The sequence below is a fragment of the Dryocola baronae genome, assembly GCF_051297175.1.
Classification (GTDB): Bacteria; Pseudomonadota; Gammaproteobacteria; order Enterobacterales; family Enterobacteriaceae; genus Dryocola.
The window spans coordinates 2,941,501-2,958,971 of the sequence record NZ_JBINNY010000001.1; the positions used below are offsets into that span (position 1 = coordinate 2,941,501).

Annotated in this window: 29 protein-coding genes; 13 read left to right on the plus strand and 16 right to left on the minus strand. The window is 51.7% G+C overall.

The window, feature by feature from the left end:
- Window positions 1-10 precede the first annotated feature (10 nt).
- The 8 genes from ACSPHG_RS13975 to ACSPHG_RS14010 form a co-directional block, all read right to left on the minus strand.
- Window positions 11-412, minus strand: coding sequence for a RusA family crossover junction endodeoxyribonuclease (locus ACSPHG_RS13975; protein ID WP_435954125.1), 402 nt, complete (start codon window positions 410-412; stop codon window positions 11-13).
- Window positions 409-750 carry a LexA family protein gene (locus ACSPHG_RS13980; RefSeq protein ID WP_435954126.1) on the minus strand — a complete coding sequence of 114 codons (342 nt, stop codon included), beginning with the start codon at window positions 748-750 and terminating at the stop codon, window positions 409-411. The genes ACSPHG_RS13975 and ACSPHG_RS13980 overlap by 4 nt, the downstream gene beginning before the upstream one ends.
- A complete protein-coding gene (locus ACSPHG_RS13985) occupies window positions 747-1,316 on the minus strand; it encodes an MT-A70 family methyltransferase (RefSeq protein WP_435954127.1) in 570 nt (189 codons plus the stop codon). The genes ACSPHG_RS13980 and ACSPHG_RS13985 overlap by 4 nt, the downstream gene beginning before the upstream one ends.
- A complete protein-coding gene (locus tag ACSPHG_RS13990) occupies window positions 1,307-1,750 on the minus strand; it encodes a hypothetical protein (RefSeq protein ID WP_435954128.1) in 444 nt (147 codons plus the stop codon). The genes ACSPHG_RS13985 and ACSPHG_RS13990 overlap by 10 nt, the downstream gene beginning before the upstream one ends.
- Entirely contained in the window at window positions 1,747-2,766 is a 1,020-nt protein-coding gene (locus ACSPHG_RS13995; RefSeq protein ID WP_435954129.1) for a conserved phage C-terminal domain-containing protein, read from the minus strand. The genes ACSPHG_RS13990 and ACSPHG_RS13995 overlap by 4 nt, the downstream gene beginning before the upstream one ends.
- On the minus strand, window positions 2,763-2,930 hold the full coding sequence (locus ACSPHG_RS14000) for a DUF4222 domain-containing protein (protein ID WP_435954130.1): 168 nt from the start codon (window positions 2,928-2,930) through the stop codon (window positions 2,763-2,765). Before ACSPHG_RS14000 ends, ACSPHG_RS13995 begins: the two co-directional genes overlap by 4 nt.
- A 239-nt stretch (window positions 2,931-3,169) precedes the next feature.
- Entirely contained in the window at window positions 3,170-3,631 is a 462-nt protein-coding gene (locus tag ACSPHG_RS14005) for a YmfL family putative regulatory protein (protein WP_435954131.1), read from the minus strand.
- Window positions 3,632-3,650: 19 nt separating this feature from the next.
- The gene (locus tag ACSPHG_RS14010; protein ID WP_435954132.1) at window positions 3,651-3,881 is read right to left on the minus strand and encodes a Cro/CI family transcriptional regulator; all 231 of its coding nucleotides are present in this window, start codon (window positions 3,879-3,881) and stop codon (window positions 3,651-3,653) included.
- A 97-nt stretch (window positions 3,882-3,978) separates the two neighbouring features.
- Here ACSPHG_RS14010 and ACSPHG_RS14015 point away from each other — a divergent pair, with 97 nt between their 5' ends.
- The 12 genes from ACSPHG_RS14015 (at window position 3,979) to ACSPHG_RS14070 (ending at window position 11,658) form a co-directional block, all read left to right on the plus strand.
- The gene (locus tag ACSPHG_RS14015) at window positions 3,979-4,698 is read left to right on the plus strand and encodes a LexA family protein (protein ID WP_435956022.1); all 720 of its coding nucleotides are present in this window, start codon (window positions 3,979-3,981) and stop codon (window positions 4,696-4,698) included.
- A 559-nt stretch (window positions 4,699-5,257) separates the two neighbouring features.
- Entirely contained in the window at window positions 5,258-6,181 is a 924-nt protein-coding gene (rdgC, locus tag ACSPHG_RS14020; RefSeq protein WP_435954133.1) for a recombination-associated protein RdgC, read from the plus strand.
- A 96-nt stretch (window positions 6,182-6,277) separates the two neighbouring features.
- Complete coding sequence (locus tag ACSPHG_RS14025; RefSeq protein WP_435954134.1) at window positions 6,278-6,781, plus strand: hypothetical protein; 504 nt, start codon at window positions 6,278-6,280, stop codon at window positions 6,779-6,781.
- Window positions 6,774-7,796 (plus strand): ParB/RepB/Spo0J family partition protein, encoded by a 1,023-nt coding sequence (locus ACSPHG_RS14030; protein ID WP_435954135.1) that lies wholly within the window; start codon window positions 6,774-6,776, stop codon window positions 7,794-7,796. Before ACSPHG_RS14025 ends, ACSPHG_RS14030 begins: the two co-directional genes overlap by 8 nt.
- A complete protein-coding gene (locus ACSPHG_RS14035; RefSeq protein WP_435954136.1) occupies window positions 7,783-7,980 on the plus strand; it encodes a hypothetical protein in 198 nt (65 codons plus the stop codon). Before ACSPHG_RS14030 ends, ACSPHG_RS14035 begins: the two co-directional genes overlap by 14 nt.
- On the plus strand, window positions 7,977-8,201 hold the full coding sequence (locus tag ACSPHG_RS14040; protein WP_435954137.1) for a hypothetical protein: 225 nt from the start codon (window positions 7,977-7,979) through the stop codon (window positions 8,199-8,201). Before ACSPHG_RS14035 ends, ACSPHG_RS14040 begins: the two co-directional genes overlap by 4 nt.
- Window positions 8,191-8,652 carry a hypothetical protein gene (locus ACSPHG_RS14045; protein ID WP_435954138.1) on the plus strand — a complete coding sequence of 154 codons (462 nt, stop codon included), beginning with the start codon at window positions 8,191-8,193 and terminating at the stop codon, window positions 8,650-8,652. Before ACSPHG_RS14040 ends, ACSPHG_RS14045 begins: the two co-directional genes overlap by 11 nt.
- Window positions 8,645-9,178 (plus strand): hypothetical protein, encoded by a 534-nt coding sequence (locus ACSPHG_RS14050; RefSeq protein ID WP_435954139.1) that lies wholly within the window; start codon window positions 8,645-8,647, stop codon window positions 9,176-9,178. The genes ACSPHG_RS14045 and ACSPHG_RS14050 overlap by 8 nt, the downstream gene beginning before the upstream one ends.
- A complete protein-coding gene (locus ACSPHG_RS14055; RefSeq protein ID WP_435954140.1) occupies window positions 9,166-9,504 on the plus strand; it encodes a DUF551 domain-containing protein in 339 nt (112 codons plus the stop codon). Before ACSPHG_RS14050 ends, ACSPHG_RS14055 begins: the two co-directional genes overlap by 13 nt.
- Window positions 9,501-10,187 (plus strand): hypothetical protein, encoded by a 687-nt coding sequence (locus ACSPHG_RS14060; RefSeq protein WP_435954141.1) that lies wholly within the window; start codon window positions 9,501-9,503, stop codon window positions 10,185-10,187. The genes ACSPHG_RS14055 and ACSPHG_RS14060 overlap by 4 nt, the downstream gene beginning before the upstream one ends.
- Window positions 10,188-10,280: 93 nt before the next feature.
- Window positions 10,281-10,538: an excisionase gene (locus ACSPHG_RS14065; protein ID WP_435954142.1), complete on the plus strand. Its 258-nt coding sequence runs from the start codon at window positions 10,281-10,283 to the stop codon at window positions 10,536-10,538.
- Window positions 10,519-11,658, plus strand: a complete 1,140-nt coding sequence (locus ACSPHG_RS14070) for a phage integrase Arm DNA-binding domain-containing protein (protein ID WP_435954143.1) — start codon at window positions 10,519-10,521, stop codon at window positions 11,656-11,658. The genes ACSPHG_RS14065 and ACSPHG_RS14070 overlap by 20 nt, the downstream gene beginning before the upstream one ends.
- 231 nt (window positions 11,659-11,889) lie before the next feature.
- Here ACSPHG_RS14070 and ACSPHG_RS14075 read toward each other — a convergent pair whose 3' ends face one another.
- From ACSPHG_RS14075 to yoaI, 4 genes are all read right to left on the minus strand, one after another.
- Window positions 11,890-12,105 (minus strand): hypothetical protein, encoded by a 216-nt coding sequence (locus tag ACSPHG_RS14075; protein WP_435954144.1) that lies wholly within the window; start codon window positions 12,103-12,105, stop codon window positions 11,890-11,892.
- 264 nt (window positions 12,106-12,369) lie between these two features.
- Window positions 12,370-12,771 (minus strand): hydroxyisourate hydrolase, encoded by a 402-nt coding sequence (gene uraH, locus ACSPHG_RS14080; protein ID WP_435954145.1) that lies wholly within the window; start codon window positions 12,769-12,771, stop codon window positions 12,370-12,372.
- A gap of 249 nt (window positions 12,772-13,020) precedes the next feature.
- Complete coding sequence (gene lysM, locus ACSPHG_RS14085; protein WP_435954146.1) at window positions 13,021-13,467, minus strand: peptidoglycan-binding protein LysM; 447 nt, start codon at window positions 13,465-13,467, stop codon at window positions 13,021-13,023.
- A 106-nt stretch (window positions 13,468-13,573) separates the two neighbouring features.
- Window positions 13,574-13,681 (minus strand): small membrane protein YoaI, encoded by a 108-nt coding sequence (gene yoaI, locus ACSPHG_RS14090; RefSeq protein WP_435954147.1) that lies wholly within the window; start codon window positions 13,679-13,681, stop codon window positions 13,574-13,576.
- Between the two features lie 239 nt (window positions 13,682-13,920).
- Between yoaI and ACSPHG_RS14095 the strand changes: the two genes are divergently transcribed.
- Window positions 13,921-14,367 (plus strand): DUF441 domain-containing protein, encoded by a 447-nt coding sequence (locus tag ACSPHG_RS14095; RefSeq protein ID WP_435956023.1) that lies wholly within the window; start codon window positions 13,921-13,923, stop codon window positions 14,365-14,367.
- On the opposite strand, the gene ACSPHG_RS14100 is transcribed toward ACSPHG_RS14095, so the two are convergent.
- The 4 genes from ACSPHG_RS14100 to ACSPHG_RS14115 are packed head-to-tail and all read right to left on the minus strand — an operon-like array spanning window position 14,351 to window position 17,447.
- Window positions 14,351-15,037, minus strand: coding sequence for an amino acid ABC transporter permease (locus tag ACSPHG_RS14100; RefSeq protein WP_435954148.1), 687 nt, complete (start codon window positions 15,035-15,037; stop codon window positions 14,351-14,353). The two genes, ACSPHG_RS14095 and ACSPHG_RS14100, sit on opposite strands and share 17 nt — an antisense overlap.
- Entirely contained in the window at window positions 15,027-15,806 is a 780-nt protein-coding gene (locus tag ACSPHG_RS14105; protein WP_435954149.1) for an amino acid ABC transporter permease, read from the minus strand. The genes ACSPHG_RS14100 and ACSPHG_RS14105 overlap by 11 nt, the downstream gene beginning before the upstream one ends.
- A complete protein-coding gene (locus ACSPHG_RS14110; protein ID WP_435954150.1) occupies window positions 15,803-16,627 on the minus strand; it encodes an amino acid ABC transporter ATP-binding protein in 825 nt (274 codons plus the stop codon). The genes ACSPHG_RS14105 and ACSPHG_RS14110 overlap by 4 nt, the downstream gene beginning before the upstream one ends.
- Before the next feature lies 1 nt (window position 16,628).
- Window positions 16,629-17,447: an ABC transporter substrate-binding protein gene (locus ACSPHG_RS14115; protein ID WP_435956024.1), complete on the minus strand. Its 819-nt coding sequence runs from the start codon at window positions 17,445-17,447 to the stop codon at window positions 16,629-16,631.
- Window positions 17,448-17,471: the final 24 nt, after the last annotated feature.

The window sequence follows — 17,471 nt, forward strand, 5'->3', positions numbered from 1 at the left end:
TCTCCACTTTTCACTGACCGACGGCTGCACCCGTGGCGGTCTCGTTGATAAATTCGTGAATCGTTATCTCTGCGCTTCCTTTCGGCACCACCGGTCCCCAGCTGACTTCCATGTGCTTAATCTGGCAATCGTCCTCCCATACGTTGGCGTTGGTCAGGGAATCAAACAGCGCCTTGAGGTAATTATCCAGATCACGACGTTGCTTCGTGGGCGGGAACAGCACGACGTTAACTGAAAGCTCGACCGCCATCGGTCTGGGGATCCTATTCAGTTGCGTCACTACAGAAGCAAAAGCAGCCTTACGAAACTTCCGGCCTGCCTCGCTAACCAGGTGACGACCTTTCAGTGGCCCCTTGTTCGGCGCGCGCCAGTAGCCGTTTACGCTCGGTGGGAATGGCAGTGTCAACTTCATGCCCGTTCTCCTTTTTGGTCATAGCGATTAAGCAACTCTGCAGCGCGTTCTGCTGAACCAACCGAGCAGGCAAGTAATTCACGCAGTGCCACCAGCGCTTCATCACGTTGTGCGGATAGGCTTTGCATGCCCATTATCTGAATACCCCGAGCTATGCCCGGGATAATGGTGATGTAGCCTTTTCGCTGCAGCACTTTCAGGTGGAATGTTGACGCATTTGGAGAATGAAAATTCATCGCTTTGGCAATCTCACCATTTGTCGGAGGAAAGCCATGGCTGTTTTGATGTTCGGTAATAAAAGCCAGCACTTCCTGCTGGCGTGGGCTTAATGCAATCACAAGACACCTCCCGGGGTTAAATCAAACGAGCTATCACACTGGTTGCCCCAGGCATGCCAGCCTTCGCTTTGTTGGCGGGCGAAAAGCTCACAGCGAGGCACATCCCCAACCAGCCGAACAAGCAGCTCGCGAATTTCCGGCGGTTTCGCACTATGCTCCATGCGAGGTGCCGTGATGTGCTGACAGATTGAAGCATCAAAGCGTTCCGGCAGTCGGCCACGATAAGCAAACAGACAATCTTCGCTATTAGCTCTGGTCATATGCCCCATACCGATCGCGCTATTACCCTTCTTCCGGTTTGTCTTGTGCCAGGTGAAGCCCTTCATCGTCATGAACTTAAATCCCCACGCTCTGACCACTTCCAGCGCTTCCGCTGGCTGGGTTGGCACCCACCACATAGCCAGAAGACAGGATTCCGGATCGGCAAGCTCCCAGACTGGTAAGCGGCAAATATCAAGCTGGGTCATGGTGTCGTATTTGAACCCAGCCCCACGGTTACCATCTGCGGCTTTGTCTCGGTAGGTCCATGGCGGATCCGCGTATATCAATTTGTATTTCATAGCCATTTCTCCAGGCGGGAATACCCGGCACGTTTATGAATAATTTTTTCACGCGCTTTGGAGGCTGGTGTCACGTCTAAAAGCTCCAGCAATACGCGATCGGCGCGCCGGTAAAATCCTTTTTCCTTCAGCTCGCATGCCATTTCATAACGCTTTTCCCACTCTGCTGGACTCACCATTTTTAAGTTATGCAATGGTTGAGGTTCTGATGAGTCTTCATCATGCTCAGCCATAACTGGCAAGCCGTCCTCGATCCAGTACTGGAAGTGACCCTGTTGATTTTTGTCTCGCTTCACCATTCTCAGGAAATACAAGCGGGACAAGGTCGAACAGAGCGTTCCCTTCTGAATTCCGCTCATAAGTTCGCGAACAAGAGAAACCGTAGCGCCTGGGTTTTGTTCAATGATTTCTAGTACCCGAGCCTGAACTTTCTGTTTCATGCCGCTGCCCCTTGGTTACCGCGCTGCGATTGCTCTTTCCAGATAGCGTTCCAGCGGCTGATAGCAAACTCAGGACGCTGCTTACGAAGATTTGCCTGGCTGGCGGCTTTGCATACCCGCTCTTCCAGATCGCTCGGCTTGGTCCGGGACATGGTGCCGCTCATGTAACGGCGGTAGGCCGCGTCGCGCTCTGTAGTGTCTCCAACAGGAGTTTCTCCAGGTTTGACCCACTGACCGTTGACGTTTTCCGGACGACCAGCAGCATGCCACTTCGTTGCAGCTTGCAGATAACCCGGGAATTTGCTGGTCTGGAATAGCGTTGCTGGACGGAGATACTCGGCCATCTTGATATCGTTGCCCCACTTCGCCTGACTGTAATCAACCACCAGACGCAGGTCGGGCAGCGAAAACCCTTCGCCAAGTCGAGCGCGGATGTTTTCCAGTGAGGATTTACTTACCTGGTACCGCGAACCGGTCACCGTGTTTAGGTGGGTTAAGACCTGTTTAGCCAGATCTGTGATTTCAACTTCACGGTCGGTCTGCGCAGCAGGCTGACAAAGGTCTTTATCTTCTGATGGATCTTGTTTTGAATTTACTGACGGATCCCCGCCAGAATCTGACGGGTGAAAACTATGTTTCTTGCTGGATTTTGACCCGTCAAATTTTGATGCGTCAGATTTTGAACCATCAGATTCTGATGTGTCAGAAACTGGCAGGTGAGAAAATGCCGCGGCCTGTAATTTCGCTACGTTGAGGCGATAAACGTTTGATGCGTTACGGTTACCTTTACGGCGCGCGGTTCTTGTCAGCCAACCTTCATTTTCAAGCTTTGCAATTGCCGTTCTGACTGTGCTTGCACCCGCACCAAGCTGGCGAGCAATGGTTTCGATGGAAGGCCAGCACACCCCCTCATCACTGCTGAAATCTGCCAGACGCGCCATTATCGCCACGCTGGACAACTTCATTCCCGATGCCGCGCAGCCGTCCCACACATAGCTGCTTAACTTAGTGCTCATTCTTCAACCCTTTTAAACTTGTCGCGGAACCGCTCAACAGGCTGCATGCACTCATGCTCATAGCCTTCACGCATGAAGATGACTTGCTGCTTCTCGCGGTCGTATCCAATGACGTGGACAATGAAGCCGCGCCAGTCTGTATATTTCCGGTCAAGTTCCTGCATTGCTCAGCCTCATGACGGATTTTGCAGTCCTCTACCAACCACTCAGCAAACTGGTAGTTGATGGCTACCCACTCGCCCTGTAAATTCGCTTCATACAGAAACGGTGAAACATCACGACCGCCGGTCAATGAGCGGCAACGGATTTGCGGTGTTGAGCTGTTTCTGGTTAAACTGTTCATGCGTTAATGTTCTCCACGAATTGACACGCCACGACGCCCGGAGCTGCACACTCGCGGGCGTCACTTCTTTTTTCGTCCAAACAAAGCGCAGATAGCGCGAATCTCTTCTTCACGTGCTGCCAGATGGCGGCGGTGATGCTCGTTAATTTCATCTGCTTCATGTTTTTCAATAACTCCATCTTCCAGCGCTTTCTCGATAATCTGGTCAACCTGCCCACGGGCGGCGGCGGTGCGCATCGCTTTGGTGAAGAGGTCAACACGATCCAAATCATCCAGGTTCGGTACTTCCACCAGCAGCGCGCCACGGCGTTTAGCAAAGTAGTCAGCCAGGGATGATGTACCTGAGATGTCTTCCATCGCTTCCAGCTCGACCACCTCGAAGAAACGGCAGCCATTCTTTTCGTACAGATTGTTGTTGAACTGGGTAACGGTCATGCCCACCGCGCCCGCCATTGCCTCACGCCCACCTGGATATGCTTTGCACATCGCTTTCACTACTTCTTTAAGGCTTTGCTCTACCATCTTGTTTTCCCTTTGGTAGTTAAGAATTTACTGAGAGATAGTTATCTTTAACGTCTTCAGCACGCTTGTTGTTGCTTGGGAAGGGCCGGATTTCTTCAGCCTCTATTGACCCATCTTCATGAATAATTACGTTCACTTTCCTGCTGTGCTTGATTGCCTTACTTATTGCACTTTGATAAACGCCGAGAGCTGCAGCGGTTTTCGATTGCCCATTGACTAGGACATACTCTGATAAAGGAATTCGCTTCATACTTTTCCCCTCAATTAAGGTGATGAAAGTATCACCTCTAGTGATAAATAAGTCAACACTAGCGGTGATTGGAGGTTATTCCTTGCGGTGATAAATTATCAGTATGAAAAAGAAGCCACTTACAGCAGAACAAATCGCTGATGCCACAAGGCTGAAAGCCATATTTGAAGCCAAAAAGAAAACGTTGGGTTTGTCCCAAGAATTACTCGCAGAACAAATGGGGATGGGCCAAAGCGGGGTCGCTCAACTCTTAAATGGCACAAATGCCATAAATGCTACTCATGCCGCGCAGTTCGCGAAAATCCTTGGTGTAAAGGTTGACGAATTCAGCCCTTCTTTGGCTGCCGAAATAGCAGCTATGTATGACGCTGTTTCTATGAGTAGCAACCTTGTTAAACGATTTGAATATCCTCTACTTTCTGAGGTTCAGGCTGGTGCTTTTTCTTCTGTCAGCACCTATACAGAACGTGATGCAAAGGCTTGGGTTGCAACTACTGTAAAAGCTAGCCCTAACGCATTTTGGCTTGAGGTAGCTGGGCATTCCATGACAGCTCCCCCAGGCAGTAAGCCTAGCTTTCCTGAAGGCATGTTGATTCTTATTGATCCAGAGGAAGATGTGGAACCAGGCGATTTTTGTGTCGCTGGGGTATTCAACGATTCCGAGGTAACTTTTAAGCGCTTTGTGCGCGAAGATGGAAAACCTTGGCTTGAACCCTTGAACCCTAATCCGCGATATCAAAGTATCGAATGTAATGAAAATTGTAGAATCATTGGGAAGGTCGTAAAAGCTCAATGGCCAGAAGAAATATTCCATTAAATAAGGGCCCGTATGGGCCTTTTTATCTTTAAATCCCTCAAAACTAATTCCTTCATAAAGTCAGCGACTTATCACTCTCAGTCATATTTTTATCACCACAGGTGTTGACTCATTAATCACTATTGGTGATACTCATTTCATCGAAAGCGACCCTCATCGCATCCGATAACAAAATGCCTTACATCCCTGTTCTGGCGGCCCGTGTTTTTCCCGTTATGTCCGCGGTAACCGCCAGCTTTTTTACAGGGTACATCGGTGAACCCGCCGCCAGTGTTTGAGCTGCTTACTCTCTGGATGGCGCTGGTTGTGGGTTCACCGATGTAATCGTGGTGCTTTGTGTAGTCTTGGCGGTACTCGGGTCTTCTACCTAATCAAGGGGGACGAAGATAATGTTCTCCCGCGGTACCGCCCTTTTTCACACTAAAGGAGAGCGCACTTGCGCATGACGGGCCCATAACCCAATCCATGCGTATGAGTTTGGCGACTCATTCAGTGCCCTCCCCTGTGATGTGGAGAACTTACCCTTAGTCTGTGCAGAGGCTTAACCAGGAGAATTAACGTGAAAATAACCAAATTGAAAAATGCAATTGTTTACCGCGCTACGTTGCCTAACGCTGAAGTAATCGAAGGCCATTTGGCAGAACTCCCATTCGCCGATATTGGCGACACTGAGTTTGTACGCTACAGCTTCGTTGCTAACCCTGTTACCGGGGAACTTGTTACCCCCATTGCTAGCGGTTACGCAATCTGTCTGCGCATTGACGAGAAAATTATTCCAAAGCACGTTATTAAAGCTGAGGCATTGACACGAATCGCCTCGATTGAAGGGCGTTCTGCTGGCCGCATCAGTAAGGTTGAGAAGCAGCAGATCTTAGACACTGTGAAAATTGATCTTTGCAAGCAAGCTTTCGTTAAGACATCGCTAATTTATGCGCTCTATCAGGCGGAAGAAAATCTGCTAATGGTTAATACAACGAATAAGAATTATGCAGCCGTGCTTGGGGCCATGTTGGTTAAAGTCGTAGGATCTGTCGAAACTAAGACGATCAATATTAGCAATGTAAAAAACGGTCTGACTACTCGACTAAAAAACTATATTCGCGGTGATAGCGCAGCATTTGATGGTTTTGAGGTGGGTGACGTGATGCAGCTTTCCCGACACTCAGAAACCAAAGAGACTATTCGTTATTCTGCTGAGCACCTTTCTGTAGTTTCTGAAATTGAAGAGAGCCTGAGCAGTGGTTTCAGCGTTGACAGTATCCAGCTTGTCAGTGACGGTACCAGCTTTGTTCTGACTGAAAAATTTCATTTTAGACGAATCGATACCCAAAGCGCTGAGCATGAGGGTGATGAAGATAAAGCCTTTATCTGGCGCCAGGCCGCTGGTACTGACCTTTTCCTGATGACTGGCGTGGTAAATAAACTTTGCCAACTTCTTTCCTATAAAGAACCAGAGATAGAAGAACAAGCAACAGAAGCTTAATTAAGCACAAGAGTAATTATTGCCCTCTGGGCAAGGGATTTGTGCAACCAAAATTCAGCGCCGGTGCAGTGGCGCTCTTATTTAGTGGAGAACTTGATGCAACGCCTAAACGATATGTCTACAAGCGAGCTCGTTACGACGGCCCGAAATTATTCTGCCAGCATCACCGAGATCGGGATCTATTCCGAACTGGTAAAAGAAATAACTGACCGTCTGGCAGCCAACACAGCTGCTGTTAAACAGGCACTGAAAGAGCGTGACGCGCTGGCTGCTGATAATTCCAAGATGCTGCAGCTGCTTACAGATATCAGTGATAACCATGGGGAGTTTGTTAACGACGCTGACGATTACTTGTATGCGTCAGTCCAGATGGATTACGTATCTGAAATTAACATGTACGTGTCTCGTGATGTGAACGCAGAGAATCCTTTCGCGGCCACCGACACAGCGCTGGCTGATATCGAAGCGCGTGGTGTTGAAAAAGGTATTGCTCACCTTCTGAAAAAATTCGAGGGCACCGGGCAGATTGGAGTGCCAATTATGGCACTGGAATGGTTCGCTGCCGAGCTGCGCAAAGGAGCCGAACTGAATCATGGCTAACTCATTCAAACAGATGATTAAAGCTGGCGTCATTAAGCGCACTGATACCGGCATGTTTATCAACCTGAACGATATCCACGTTCGTGAAGGATTCAATAAACGCGGAGACGACGAGCGCACCCAGCGGGCTGATGACGATCTGTTTAATTTCCTGATGACAGGTGGAACGGTACCGCCGCTGGAAGTGATAGCGCGCGAAGAAGGCGGCGTATGGGTCGTTGAAGGGCACCGCCGCCGCAGATGTTATGACCGCTGTGGAGCAGAAGGCAAGCCGGTTGACCGCATTCATATCATGCCATTTGTCGGTAGTGATATTCAGCGCCTCGCTCGCATCATGACAAGCAACAACCAGTTGCCGTTATCAGATGTTGAGCAAGCAGCAGTAATTCAGGAACTGCACAACGCGTTTAATCAGACCACCAGCGAGATCGCTAAGTTGGTTAATAAGTCCCCGGCAACGGTTGAAAAGTTACTGACGCTCAGCACCGCCAACCATGACGTTCAGCAAGAAGTTAACTCTGGTGCCGTTTCCGTCGACGTTGCTGTCGACCGGGTAAAAAACTACGGGGAAAACGCCGGGAAGGTACTTCAGCATGACAAGGCTGTCGCCAAGGCCCAGGGTAAAACGAAAGTCACCCGCAGTGCCATAGCGCCAGAACTTAACGTGAAAAGTGCCCGCAGGTTTGTTGAGCTGATGGCGCAGGCAACGATCAGTGAAGATGGTGTATTCACTCTTGAAGGTCTCGCACTGGCCGAAGCGCTGGGAATTATCGAAGAGCACAACGCCATCGCAGAATCACGCGAGACATACCGTCTCTCCCAGCCGGTACCGACCACAGAAATACGCGGAAAAACGCTGCACGTAATGCTTAAAGGCAAAGAAATCGGTACGGCAACTATCTATCGCGGCAAAAGTGTTCTGCTTGATGGCGTAGTAACCAGCCAGTCTAAAGCGGTCGCCCACTTCGTTAAGCATTACAAGCTGCAGCAGGAGAGCCAACATGAAAATATCTAGCGCACCAATGACCGACGAGCAGCTGGATGAGCTCATGTCCACTGCCGTTCAAATGCAGCAGGAAGGTGAAAAGCTTAATGATCGCTCTGTTGCTGCTTTCGCTTATGGCGTGCAGATGGCTGTTTTAGAACTTCGCTCTGTTCGTTCTGCTGTTGAAGCGCTGCGCAAAGGAGCTGGCGTATGAGCAATAAACAAAAAATAACGGTGAAAATTGACTGGCTCGATAATTGCCCTAAATGCGGGCACGGAGAAGCAGCGGTAACAACTCAGGGATATGGCTCTGGGACGCTGTGGAGTGGTGACCAGGTTATGTGCATGAAGTGTGGTCATTGCGGTGAGATTGATGCTGATGGTGAGAATGCGTGGGTTGAATGGAATGAGCTGGAGGATACAAATGAGCAATAATACCGAAACGTTAAGAGCCGAAGATGAAGCTCTTAAAGCGGAAAATGGCACTTTAGAGGTGCGGATGAAGCCCTTAAGTGAGCGAGATTATTTTGTGCTTAGCGTCGGACACACACAGCGAAGTAACCCGTACATCATGCTGTGGGCGGAAAATAACTCTGGTTACCGTGGGCGCATTGAAACGGCTGGCCGCTATCCGGAAAGCCTCATCAAATCGAAACTTGCTTACTACAACTGCGGCTGTGACACCGTAGCGGTACCGTGTGATGTGCTGGAGCCGCTGGCATTCCCCGTTAAGCCTGGCTTCTTTGATGATGATAACGGGCGCTGGCTTCGTAATAACGCCGAAACATGGAAAGTTGCACTGGCTAATGTCATTGCTGAACCGAAGTATAAACCGGAGCCGGAATACCGCGGCGCTCCACGCAAAAAGGAGGCAAGCCATGGATAAGGGAATCGAAGAGCTGCTTGAGAATGCGAAACAATCGGCAGCAATCATGCAGTGTATCGCATCATTTGAGCCTCAAGACATTGACGGTGATGATGTCGAGCTGAGGTTTGAAATTGATGACGTTGAAACAGGGGCGGACATTAGCGTTGTGGAGCAGTGCGGTAAAGCTTCTGCATTTCTGACGGCACTGATAGCGGCGCTGGAGCAGGCGCAGCAAAAAAATTCAATACCGGATGGCTGGGTGCTGGTGCCAAAGGAACCAACGGAAGAAATGATAACGGCGGCCTATAAGCATGAAGTTGCACTGTTCGGAGTTGGACATGCTGACCTTGGTATCTATGCAGCGATGCTTTCTGCGGCACCAAAATCAGAGCTTGAGGCTCGCCCGCTATGCGTGAAGCTGCCGGGGCTGGCAAGCATTCATTGCAATTGGTCGGCGGATTACATGCTTAAGTCCGATGTAATCGATGCTATCCGTGCAGCTGGCGGCACCGTGGAAGGGAGTGAGTGGCAATGGGAAAAGTAACTTTTGTTGTTGAGTTTGAGGACGGTAAAGAGCCGGCAGTGAATGCCGGTACTGAAATTCTCGGCGGTAAGATTGTTTCGATGGCATGGAAGGATGCAATTAACGAAGCGTGGTTCAGTGTTCACGATTGCCTGCCGCCTGGTAACGAGAGCGTTCTGCTTTTTGACGCAAATGGCGAAGGCCTGCTTATTGGCTGGCGTTCATTATGGTACGGGCCTGGACAGGTAGAAACCGGTGAGTGGGAGTGGTCATTGCAGATTGATGGCATGACAGACCTCGACATAACCCATTGGGCACCAATTCCTGACGCACCGGAGGCTTTGTGAGCGAACAGTCCAATAACAAACTAACAGACGAGCGCATCGCTGAGCTGGCAGACAAAGAGCATGGACGGGAGAGAGTAGGAAAAACGCTAGTGAGTCCGAGCGAAATTACCAGCTTGGCGATTGAGGTGCAGCAGCTACGCAAAACAGTAGAGCTACAAGAAGAGCGCTCCTGGTCGGCGGTGGAGCGAACCGTCGTTAACTATCCACGCTGTGAGGCATTAGCTGAAATACTGCGAGAATGCCGTATTGCTCGCGATGAAGCCCAGGTGCAGCTTCAGGAATACCGTAACGCCAGCAATAAGCCGGTGGCAGAAGTTGTAGCATGGAGCCATTCAGAGAAGACAGGCCGCACATGTGACGTTCGTTTACTGAGATTCGATTTAAAGCCATGTCTGCTATACGCCGCGCCGCAAATCCAACCTGTAAGCGAGCCTTACAAGTTGCCAACAGGTTGGATCGCTGTGCCTGTTGAGCCGACAGAGAACATGATCATCGAAGGCTTTGAATCTGAACCCGACGAAAGTTTTAGCACGCCGGGAGTCTGGGAAGCTCATCAAGCTATGAGTGGATGCCAACAGGCTGCATACCGCGCTAAGTTGTGCTGGTCAGCTATGCTTGCAGCCGCTCCCAAAATGGATGATGTAAACAGTTCCGTTAGGAAGTTAGCGCCAAAAAAGCAGTGAATTGCAGTATGTGTCGAGAAGGTGCCCGCGGTGGCTGTGGCACCTGCGCTTTTAAAGATTAACCGGGTGCAGCCGGGAAAGTGGAGAAATAGCATGGGCCAATTAGTTTCTTTAATGGACTGGGCAACTGGACCGAACGGTTTCAAAGACCCGCCAGGGCGTACAGCTCTTCATCGAATTGCAAAAACAAAGCAAACCTATCCACCAGCGGTGAAACAAGGCCGTCGATGGGTGGTTGATGAGGATGCTAAATTTGTCGGCATGGTAGATCAAGTTGAAATATCAAAGCATTTGCCGCCCAGCGCCCGATCGTTAGTGGAGAAAGCTCTAAATGGCTGCAAGACCCCGTAAGCATAATATTTCTACACCTAACCTTTATTGCAAACTGGATAAGCGTAACAGCAAAGTTTACTGGCAGTACCGACATCCTATTACCGGTGTATTTGTTGGCTTTGGTACGGACGAGGATGCTGCAAAGTCGGCAGCAGAAGAAATGAATCGAATTGTAGCGGAGCAGGAGAATAATCAGACGTACCTGCTTGTCGATATGGCCATAAAAGCGCAGGTCAAACGCGATGCAGGGATAAGAGTTAAGGATTGGGTTGTTCGCTACATGCTCGTACAGGACGAAAGAATGGCTGATGGGGAAATCAAAAAAACAACCCTTACAACCAGAAAGAGCTGTGCAAATACGCTTAGTAAAAGGATGCCTAATCTACGGCTTCAGGACGTCGATACGAAGATGCTGGCCACTATTATCGATGAGTACAAAGCCGCGGGAAAACCTAGGATGGCACAGCTATTACGTGGCGTATGGATCGACATTTTCAAAGAGGCTCAGCATGCCGGAGAAGTTTCTGCAGGATACAATCCTGCTCTTGCAGTACGCAATCCGAAAGCTAAAGTCACCAGGGCAAGGTTGAGCTTAGAACAATGGAGACAAATTTATGATTGCGCAGCTACATTGCCGCCCTTCGCGCAGAACTCGATGCTGTTAGCCGTGGTAACCGGCCAGAGACGTGGTGATCTGTTTAAGATGAAATTCAGTGATATTTGGGACGGGCATTTACATATCGTCCAGTCCAAAACCGGGGTACGCCTTTCACTACCTTTATCACTGCGATGTGATGCCTTAAACATGACGTTAGGAGATGTAGTTTCAAGATGCAGAGATCGTGTCGTCAGCCCGTATCTTATCCACAGTCACAGAACACATGGATCGAGCAAAGCTGGCGATGCTGTGGCTATAGCTACTATTAGCCGGGTATTCATGGAAGCTAGGGATAAAACGGGGCTAAAGTTTGCGAAGGGCTCTACCCCTCCTACTTTTCACGAACAACGTTCACTTTCCTCCCGCCTATATAGTGAACAGGGTATAGACGTTAAAACACTGCTGGGCCATAAAACTGATTCAATGAGCGAGCATTACAAAGATGATCGAGGATTAGACTGGATAACGCTGGCGATTTAGCTATGCAAAATCTGGTACGCAATGTACTGCTGGAAATGGAATTCTGCAAAATCCATTTTGGGGAGTAATTTTGGAGAAGAATTGGGGAGATTTTTTAGGCTCGTAAAATCAATAAGTTGTGATTCCGAGATGTGTTTCACAAGCAGAGTAGCGATATCTACAATTAATCTCTCAATCAGCCGGTATTTACCGGCTGATTTTTTTGCTGATTTAGCATAAATGGCGAAAAAATTATTCACACTGCTTGGCGTAAAGCTCTAAATCATGAATCAGGCTGCGGGCCTTTTCAGGCGTTAAGGCGAAGAACTGTGAATCGAAGGTTGAAGCGTTGCTGCCGTAGGGAGATGTGCTGTAGCCGAACTTGATGACAAGCGAGGACTTCTCTTCGGAAGATCCAATTTGCCAGTCGGTCACAGGGAAAGCAGGAAAGGCTAAATCACTGTTCATTTAATTTCCCTTACATTCTGAATGGATAATAAAATTCTAGCACCGGAGTCCCAATCTGGCAGTCGTCGTCGGCAAGTTTTATTAAATGTAGGCGAATTAATTTTTATTAGGAGACTATTAGTTACAAAAGGTTAGAAGTCAGACCAGTTGTTTATTAATTGGTATATTTTTCGAACAATGCAAACGCTGCAACGACAATTCCCGCGCAAATAAAGTACAAAGCCCCGCTTATTCTGGCGGCGGGACTTTGCCTGATGCTGAAACTCAGCTGCCTCTGTAGGTTGAATAACCGTACTGGCTTAACAGCAGAGGAATGTGCAGTTTCTGATTTGTCTTATCGACATTAAAAATTACCGGTACCGACGGGAAAAACGTTTGTTTGGCATCGGCTTTGAAATAGTCACCGGTCTTAAAAGTCACTTTATAAACGCCCGGCGTCATTTCTGCCTCGGCCGGGAAAAGCGATTTAATTCTGCCATCGTCGCTGGTTTTCTGCGTAGCAAGCTGCTTCCAGGAAGCGCCATCCTGCTTCGCCAGCTCAACGACCATGCCGCTGGAAGGCAGGCCGGTTTGCTGATTCAGCACGTGAACGCTAAGCGTGCCTTCAGGTGCGGCAAGGGCGCAAAAACTTAACAGGGAAAGCACGGGGGCGATTAATAATTTCATTTTGTAATCCTCACAATGAACGTTGTGGGATAACTATAGAGAGCGGGACGGGAATTAGTATTAAACTTTTCGTGATAACTTTTTATTTCGTAAGGAAACTATCTCTTGAATATATTATTTGCGTTGGGCGGATAAGCGCTGTGCCCTCCGCCGCATTGTTTAATATATTTTGGTGGATGGCACTCACGCTTATCCACCCTACGAACCCAAAGACAAAATAAAAACCCACCTTTCGGTGGGTTGTTGGCATTATTTAGGGACGCGCAAAACCTGTCCAGGATATATTTTATCCGGGCTTTTGAGCATCGGCTTGTTGGCTTCGAAGATCTTATTGTACTGGTTCGCATCGCCATAAACCTGCTTAGAAATCGCGCTCAGGGTATCGCCCGACTTGACGGTGTAATATTCGCTTTCCGTCGCCGCGTCGGTGACCTTAACGTTATCTTCGACGTTCGCGATGCCTTCAACGTTACCTACCGCAATCAGGATTTTTTCCTTCGCTTCCTGGCTTAGCCCGTCGCCGGTGACAACCGCCTTACCGTCTTCCACTTTTACATCGACCTTTTCGGCGTCCGGAATGCCGGTTTTCTTCAGGTGTTCTTTTAAAAGCTCACTTTGGTCGGCCGCGTGCGCCGTACCGGTAACCGCATGAAGTATCTTTTCACCGGCTTCCTTCACGAAACTGATTAAACCCATATGTCCTCCTGATAGTGAAGATTCACGAAGCTGCTCGTACTGCCAGAACTAAAGTCTAGCAGAAGATTCTCCTGGAGGACGGCGCACGCGGGGCGGGCTAACCCCGCTACCAGCGAAAACGGTCAAGTAAAAGCACCGAGGAGACCAGCGCCGTGGCTATGCCGATAAACACGCCGGTGATGCACAGCACTTCATAAAACAGCGGATCGTTCATGTTGCCGCTCTCCGTTACGTATTACGTAAGGTATCGGGCTTTTTGGCCCACTTGCGTACAGTGTTACCTGCCGCAGGTTGCAGAAATATGATGCTGGCCGTTTTTATTCAGGATCGGACATTCGCACAAAAGTTAATCCCGCAGGTTAAAAACCCAGGCAGATCGCGACCGCGGAGGTTAAAGTGTAGGCCGATAATAAAAACACCGTTTTCGCTTTGTTTTTGCAAGGAAATGCCATGATCTTTGATTCAACGCTTCTCATACTGCTGGCGCTCGCTGGCCTGGGTTTTGTCAGCCATAACACCACCGTCGCGGTATCCATCCTGGTGCTGATTATCGTGCGGGTAACGCCGCTCAGCACGTTTTTCCCGTGGATTGAAAAGCAGGGGCTGACGGTCGGCATCATCATTTTAACCATCGGCGTGATGGCCCCAATCGCCAGCGGCACCCTGCCCGCCAGCACCCTGCTGCACTCGTTTACCAACTGGAAATCGCTTGTCGCGATAGCCGTCGGCGTGGTGGTTTCCTGGCTCGGCGGGCGCGGCGTTACGCTGATGAGCAGCCAGCCAAGCCTGGTCGCGGGCCTGCTGGTCGGCACCGTGCTCGGCGTAGCCCTATTCCGCGGCGTACCCGTTGGGCCGCTGATTGCCGCCGGGCTGGTTTCGCTGATTATTGGTAAGCAGTAGCGCGCTGCCTGCGCGTGACCAGCCAGCCCAGCCCGCTGCACAGCAGGTAGTACACAAGCCCCGTAAAGATGAAGATTGCCGCCGGGTAAACCTGCACCCGGCTGTTCACCTGCCCCGCCACCGTTGTCAGCTCCGGCACGTTAACGATAAACGCCAGCGACGTATCCTTCAGCAGCGCGATAAACAGCCCCACGTAGGAGGGGAGCACGTTGCGCATCGCCTGGGGCAGCAGCACGAGGCGCAGCATCTGTCCGGCGCTAAATCCCCCCGCCAGCGCCGCTTCCCGCTGTCCGCCCGGTAGCGCCTGCAGCCCGGCAAAGGTTGTGTGCATAACCGCAGCCGACGTGAACCAGGCGAGTGCCAGCGTCACGGTGAGCGCGCCGGGCAGATCGCTGCCGGTGATAATCGGTAGCAAAAAGTAGAGCCAGAAGATGACAAAAATAAGCGGGATGCCGCGAATAAGCTCGGCCCAGATAAACAGCAGCCGCCGCACGACGCCGTCATAGCGCCAGGCCAGCCCGGCGAGCAGCACCCCGCCCACCAGCGCAAGCACGCCCGCTCCCGCCGCCATCAACACGGTAAGCAGTACGCCACCCGGCTCGCCCTGCGCCATTCTTCCCCACAGCAGATAATCCAGGTTACCGGCTATCACCGTGACGTTAGCTATCATGCTGCACCTCCTTTGCGACGGGTTTGATGATGGAACGCCTTCCGCGTGCCGGACGTGGGCCAAGCCAGCTGAAGAGCGCCCCCATCACCAGGCCAAGCGCCAGATAGAGCACCGTTCCCACGGCAAACGCCTCGAGCGCGTGGGCGTTATAGCTTTCGATCTGCCGCACCTGATAGGTCAGCTCGGCAAACCCGATCCCCGTCGCCAGCGAAGAAAGCTTCATCAGGTTGAGATACTGCCCCACTACCGGCTGCCAGGCGTTAACCAGCCCCTGCGGCAGCAGGACCCAGCGAAATATCGCCCAAGCGGAAAAGCCCTGCGCCTGCGCGGCCTCAACCTGCCCCTTCGACACCGCCTGCAAACCGCTGCGGATCTCCTCGAGCAGAAAGGCCGAGGTAAACAGCCCAAGCCCCCAGGCCGCGCACAGAAATTCTGGCGTCAGCCACCAGACGTTGCCGGGCAGAATGGACCAGCCGTGCTCGTCGTTAATAAACGCGCGTAGTCCCTGCGGGAGGAAGTTCCACGCGGCGAAGTACCAGAACAGCAGCTGCACCAGCAAAGGCGTGTTGCGAAACAGCGAAACCCAAACCGCAACGGCACCGCGCCCGATTCTCCCGCCCGCCAGGCGCAGGCCGAGCAGCAGGAGCGTGAGCGCCGTTGCCAGCAGCATCCCGGCAAGCGTCACCCAAACGGTGGTCAAAAAGCCGGAAATTATCCACTGCAACGGCTGGCCGGTCAGCACTCCGGCCCAGTCAAACTGCCAGTTCATTGCTCATCCTTCAGTTCGGCGTGCAGCGGGTCGAGCACCTTTTGCAGGAAGCGGCGCGCGCGCGGGTGCTGCGGCGAGCGGAAGAACTGCGCCGGGGCCGCCTGCTCAAGAATTTCACCGCCGTCGATAAACACCACCCGGTCGGCAATTTCGCGGGCAAACTGCATCTCATGGGTGACGACGATCATCGTGATCCCGCTGTGGGCCAGCGATTTCATTACCGCCAACACCTCGCCTATCATTTCAGGGTCCAGCGCCGACGTCGGCTCGTCGAACAAAATAATCTGCGGCGACGAGGCAAGCGCCCTGGCAATCGCCACGCGCTGCTGCTGCCCGCCGGAAAGCTGCGCCGGAAAATGATGAGCTTTCTCCGCAAGACCGACCCGCGCCAGCAGCGTTGCCGCCTGCTGCCTGGCCTCGGCGGGCTTCCAGCCGTGGACGTGGGTCAGGGAAAGCGTGATGTTTTGCTCGGCGGTAAGATGGGCGTACAGGTTGAACTGCTGAAACACGAAGCCGATGCGGCTGCGTAAAGCACGCAGCGCCTTGCCCTGCAGGCCCCGCGTGGGTTTGCCGTCGATTAGAATATCGCCCGCGCTTAAGCGTTCGAGCTGGTTGATCAACCGTATCAAGGTTGATTTCCCGGAGCCGGAAGGCCCGCAGATCGCCACGACCTCCCCTGCGCCAATCTTCAGGTCGATCGCCTTCAAAACCTGCTGGTCGCCGTAGCTTTTTCCGGCTGCGCGAAACTCAACGCTTGCGTCATCTAAATGTGAAAAATCCGCGGCCTTCGCCACGGATTGTTTTGTTAAGCCACTCGCCATGTTACTTCGCTTCTATTTTAAAGCCGCGCGGCTGCGGGGTTTTGCTGCTCGGGCCGAACCAGCTGTCGTAAATTTTGGCCGCCTCGCCGTTCTGCTCAAGCTTCACCAGCTCGCCGTTTACCGCGTTCAGCAGCGGGGTTTCGCCCTTTTTCACGCCCACGCCGATCTCTTCTTTGCTCAGCAGGTCCGGCAGGATTTTAAACTTCGCCTTGTCCGGCGCTTCGGCCAGCAGGCCCGCCAGAATAGTGCTGTCCTGGGTGATGGCCTGCACGTTGCCGTTGCGCAGCGCGGTCAGCGCCAGCGGAATATCGTCATAAGAGAGCACGCGCGCCGACGGGAACCGCTGGTGCAGCGCCTGTTCGCCGGTGGTGCCTTTCACCGCGCCGATACGCGCACGGCCGTAATCATCGAGCTTGTCCGGCGAGCTGGCGGGTACAAGGAACTGCTGTCCGGTGACGAAATACGGCGTCGAGAAATCCACCACCAGCGCGCGTTCCGGCGTGATGGTGATGTCGGCAACGATCAGGTCAACCTTGCCCGACTGCAGCAGCGGAATACGGTTGGCAGGGTTGGTGGCGACCAGTTCGAGCTTAACGCCGAGCGACTTCGCCAGCGCCTTAGCAAAATCAACGTCATAGCCGACGATATCGTGAGTTTTAGCGTCTATGGAGCCAAACGGAGGGTTAGCGTCGAAAGTCGCCACTCGCACCACGCCCGCTTTCTGAATATCCGCCAGCTGGTCGGCGTGCGCCGCGCTAACGCCAAAGCCTGAAAGCGCCAGAAGAAGTAAAGAAGCGATCTTGTTTTTATGGGATGTCATTGCCTGTGCCATAGATTTTCCTTT

What these genes read in the sequence shown, in the direction of transcription:
- ACSPHG_RS13975 (WP_435954125.1), bottom strand. Translation starts at nt 412, where the DNA reads ATGAAGTTGACACTGCCATTCCCACCGAGCGTAAACGGCTACTGGCGC.
- ACSPHG_RS14110 (WP_435954150.1), bottom strand. Translation starts at nt 16,627, where the DNA reads ATGGCGAGTGGCTTAACAAAACAATCCGTGGCGAAGGCCGCGGATTTT.
- ACSPHG_RS14065 (WP_435954142.1), top strand. Translation starts at nt 10,281, where the DNA reads ATGGGCCAATTAGTTTCTTTAATGGACTGGGCAACTGGACCGAACGGT.
- ACSPHG_RS14105 (WP_435954149.1), bottom strand. Translation starts at nt 15,806, where the DNA reads ATGAACTGGCAGTTTGACTGGGCCGGAGTGCTGACCGGCCAGCCGTTG.
- ACSPHG_RS14055 (WP_435954140.1), top strand. Translation starts at nt 9,166, where the DNA reads ATGGGAAAAGTAACTTTTGTTGTTGAGTTTGAGGACGGTAAAGAGCCG.
- lysM (WP_435954146.1), bottom strand. Translation starts at nt 13,467, where the DNA reads ATGGGTTTAATCAGTTTCGTGAAGGAAGCCGGTGAAAAGATACTTCAT.
- ACSPHG_RS14005 (WP_435954131.1), bottom strand. Translation starts at nt 3,631, where the DNA reads ATGGTAGAGCAAAGCCTTAAAGAAGTAGTGAAAGCGATGTGCAAAGCA.
- uraH (WP_435954145.1), bottom strand. Translation starts at nt 12,771, where the DNA reads ATGAAATTATTAATCGCCCCCGTGCTTTCCCTGTTAAGTTTTTGCGCC.
- ACSPHG_RS14070 (WP_435954143.1), top strand. Translation starts at nt 10,519, where the DNA reads ATGGCTGCAAGACCCCGTAAGCATAATATTTCTACACCTAACCTTTAT.
- ACSPHG_RS14050 (WP_435954139.1), top strand. Translation starts at nt 8,645, where the DNA reads ATGGATAAGGGAATCGAAGAGCTGCTTGAGAATGCGAAACAATCGGCA.
- ACSPHG_RS14010 (WP_435954132.1), bottom strand. Translation starts at nt 3,881, where the DNA reads ATGAAGCGAATTCCTTTATCAGAGTATGTCCTAGTCAATGGGCAATCG.
- ACSPHG_RS14000 (WP_435954130.1), bottom strand. Translation starts at nt 2,930, where the DNA reads ATGCAGGAACTTGACCGGAAATATACAGACTGGCGCGGCTTCATTGTC.
- ACSPHG_RS13985 (WP_435954127.1), bottom strand. Translation starts at nt 1,316, where the DNA reads ATGGCTATGAAATACAAATTGATATACGCGGATCCGCCATGGACCTAC.
- ACSPHG_RS14035 (WP_435954136.1), top strand. Translation starts at nt 7,783, where the DNA reads ATGAAAATATCTAGCGCACCAATGACCGACGAGCAGCTGGATGAGCTC.
- ACSPHG_RS14045 (WP_435954138.1), top strand. Translation starts at nt 8,191, where the DNA reads ATGAGCAATAATACCGAAACGTTAAGAGCCGAAGATGAAGCTCTTAAA.
- ACSPHG_RS14030 (WP_435954135.1), top strand. Translation starts at nt 6,774, where the DNA reads ATGGCTAACTCATTCAAACAGATGATTAAAGCTGGCGTCATTAAGCGC.
- ACSPHG_RS13995 (WP_435954129.1), bottom strand. Translation starts at nt 2,766, where the DNA reads ATGAGCACTAAGTTAAGCAGCTATGTGTGGGACGGCTGCGCGGCATCG.
- ACSPHG_RS14115 (WP_435956024.1), bottom strand. Translation starts at nt 17,447, where the DNA reads ATGACATCCCATAAAAACAAGATCGCTTCTTTACTTCTTCTGGCGCTT.
- ACSPHG_RS14040 (WP_435954137.1), top strand. Translation starts at nt 7,977, where the DNA reads ATGAGCAATAAACAAAAAATAACGGTGAAAATTGACTGGCTCGATAAT.
- ACSPHG_RS14075 (WP_435954144.1), bottom strand. Translation starts at nt 12,105, where the DNA reads ATGAACAGTGATTTAGCCTTTCCTGCTTTCCCTGTGACCGACTGGCAA.
- ACSPHG_RS14025 (WP_435954134.1), top strand. Translation starts at nt 6,278, where the DNA reads ATGCAACGCCTAAACGATATGTCTACAAGCGAGCTCGTTACGACGGCC.
- yoaI (WP_435954147.1), bottom strand. Translation starts at nt 13,681, where the DNA reads ATGAACGATCCGCTGTTTTATGAAGTGCTGTGCATCACCGGCGTGTTT.
- ACSPHG_RS14100 (WP_435954148.1), bottom strand. Translation starts at nt 15,037, where the DNA reads ATGATAGCTAACGTCACGGTGATAGCCGGTAACCTGGATTATCTGCTG.
- ACSPHG_RS13990 (WP_435954128.1), bottom strand. Translation starts at nt 1,750, where the DNA reads ATGAAACAGAAAGTTCAGGCTCGGGTACTAGAAATCATTGAACAAAAC.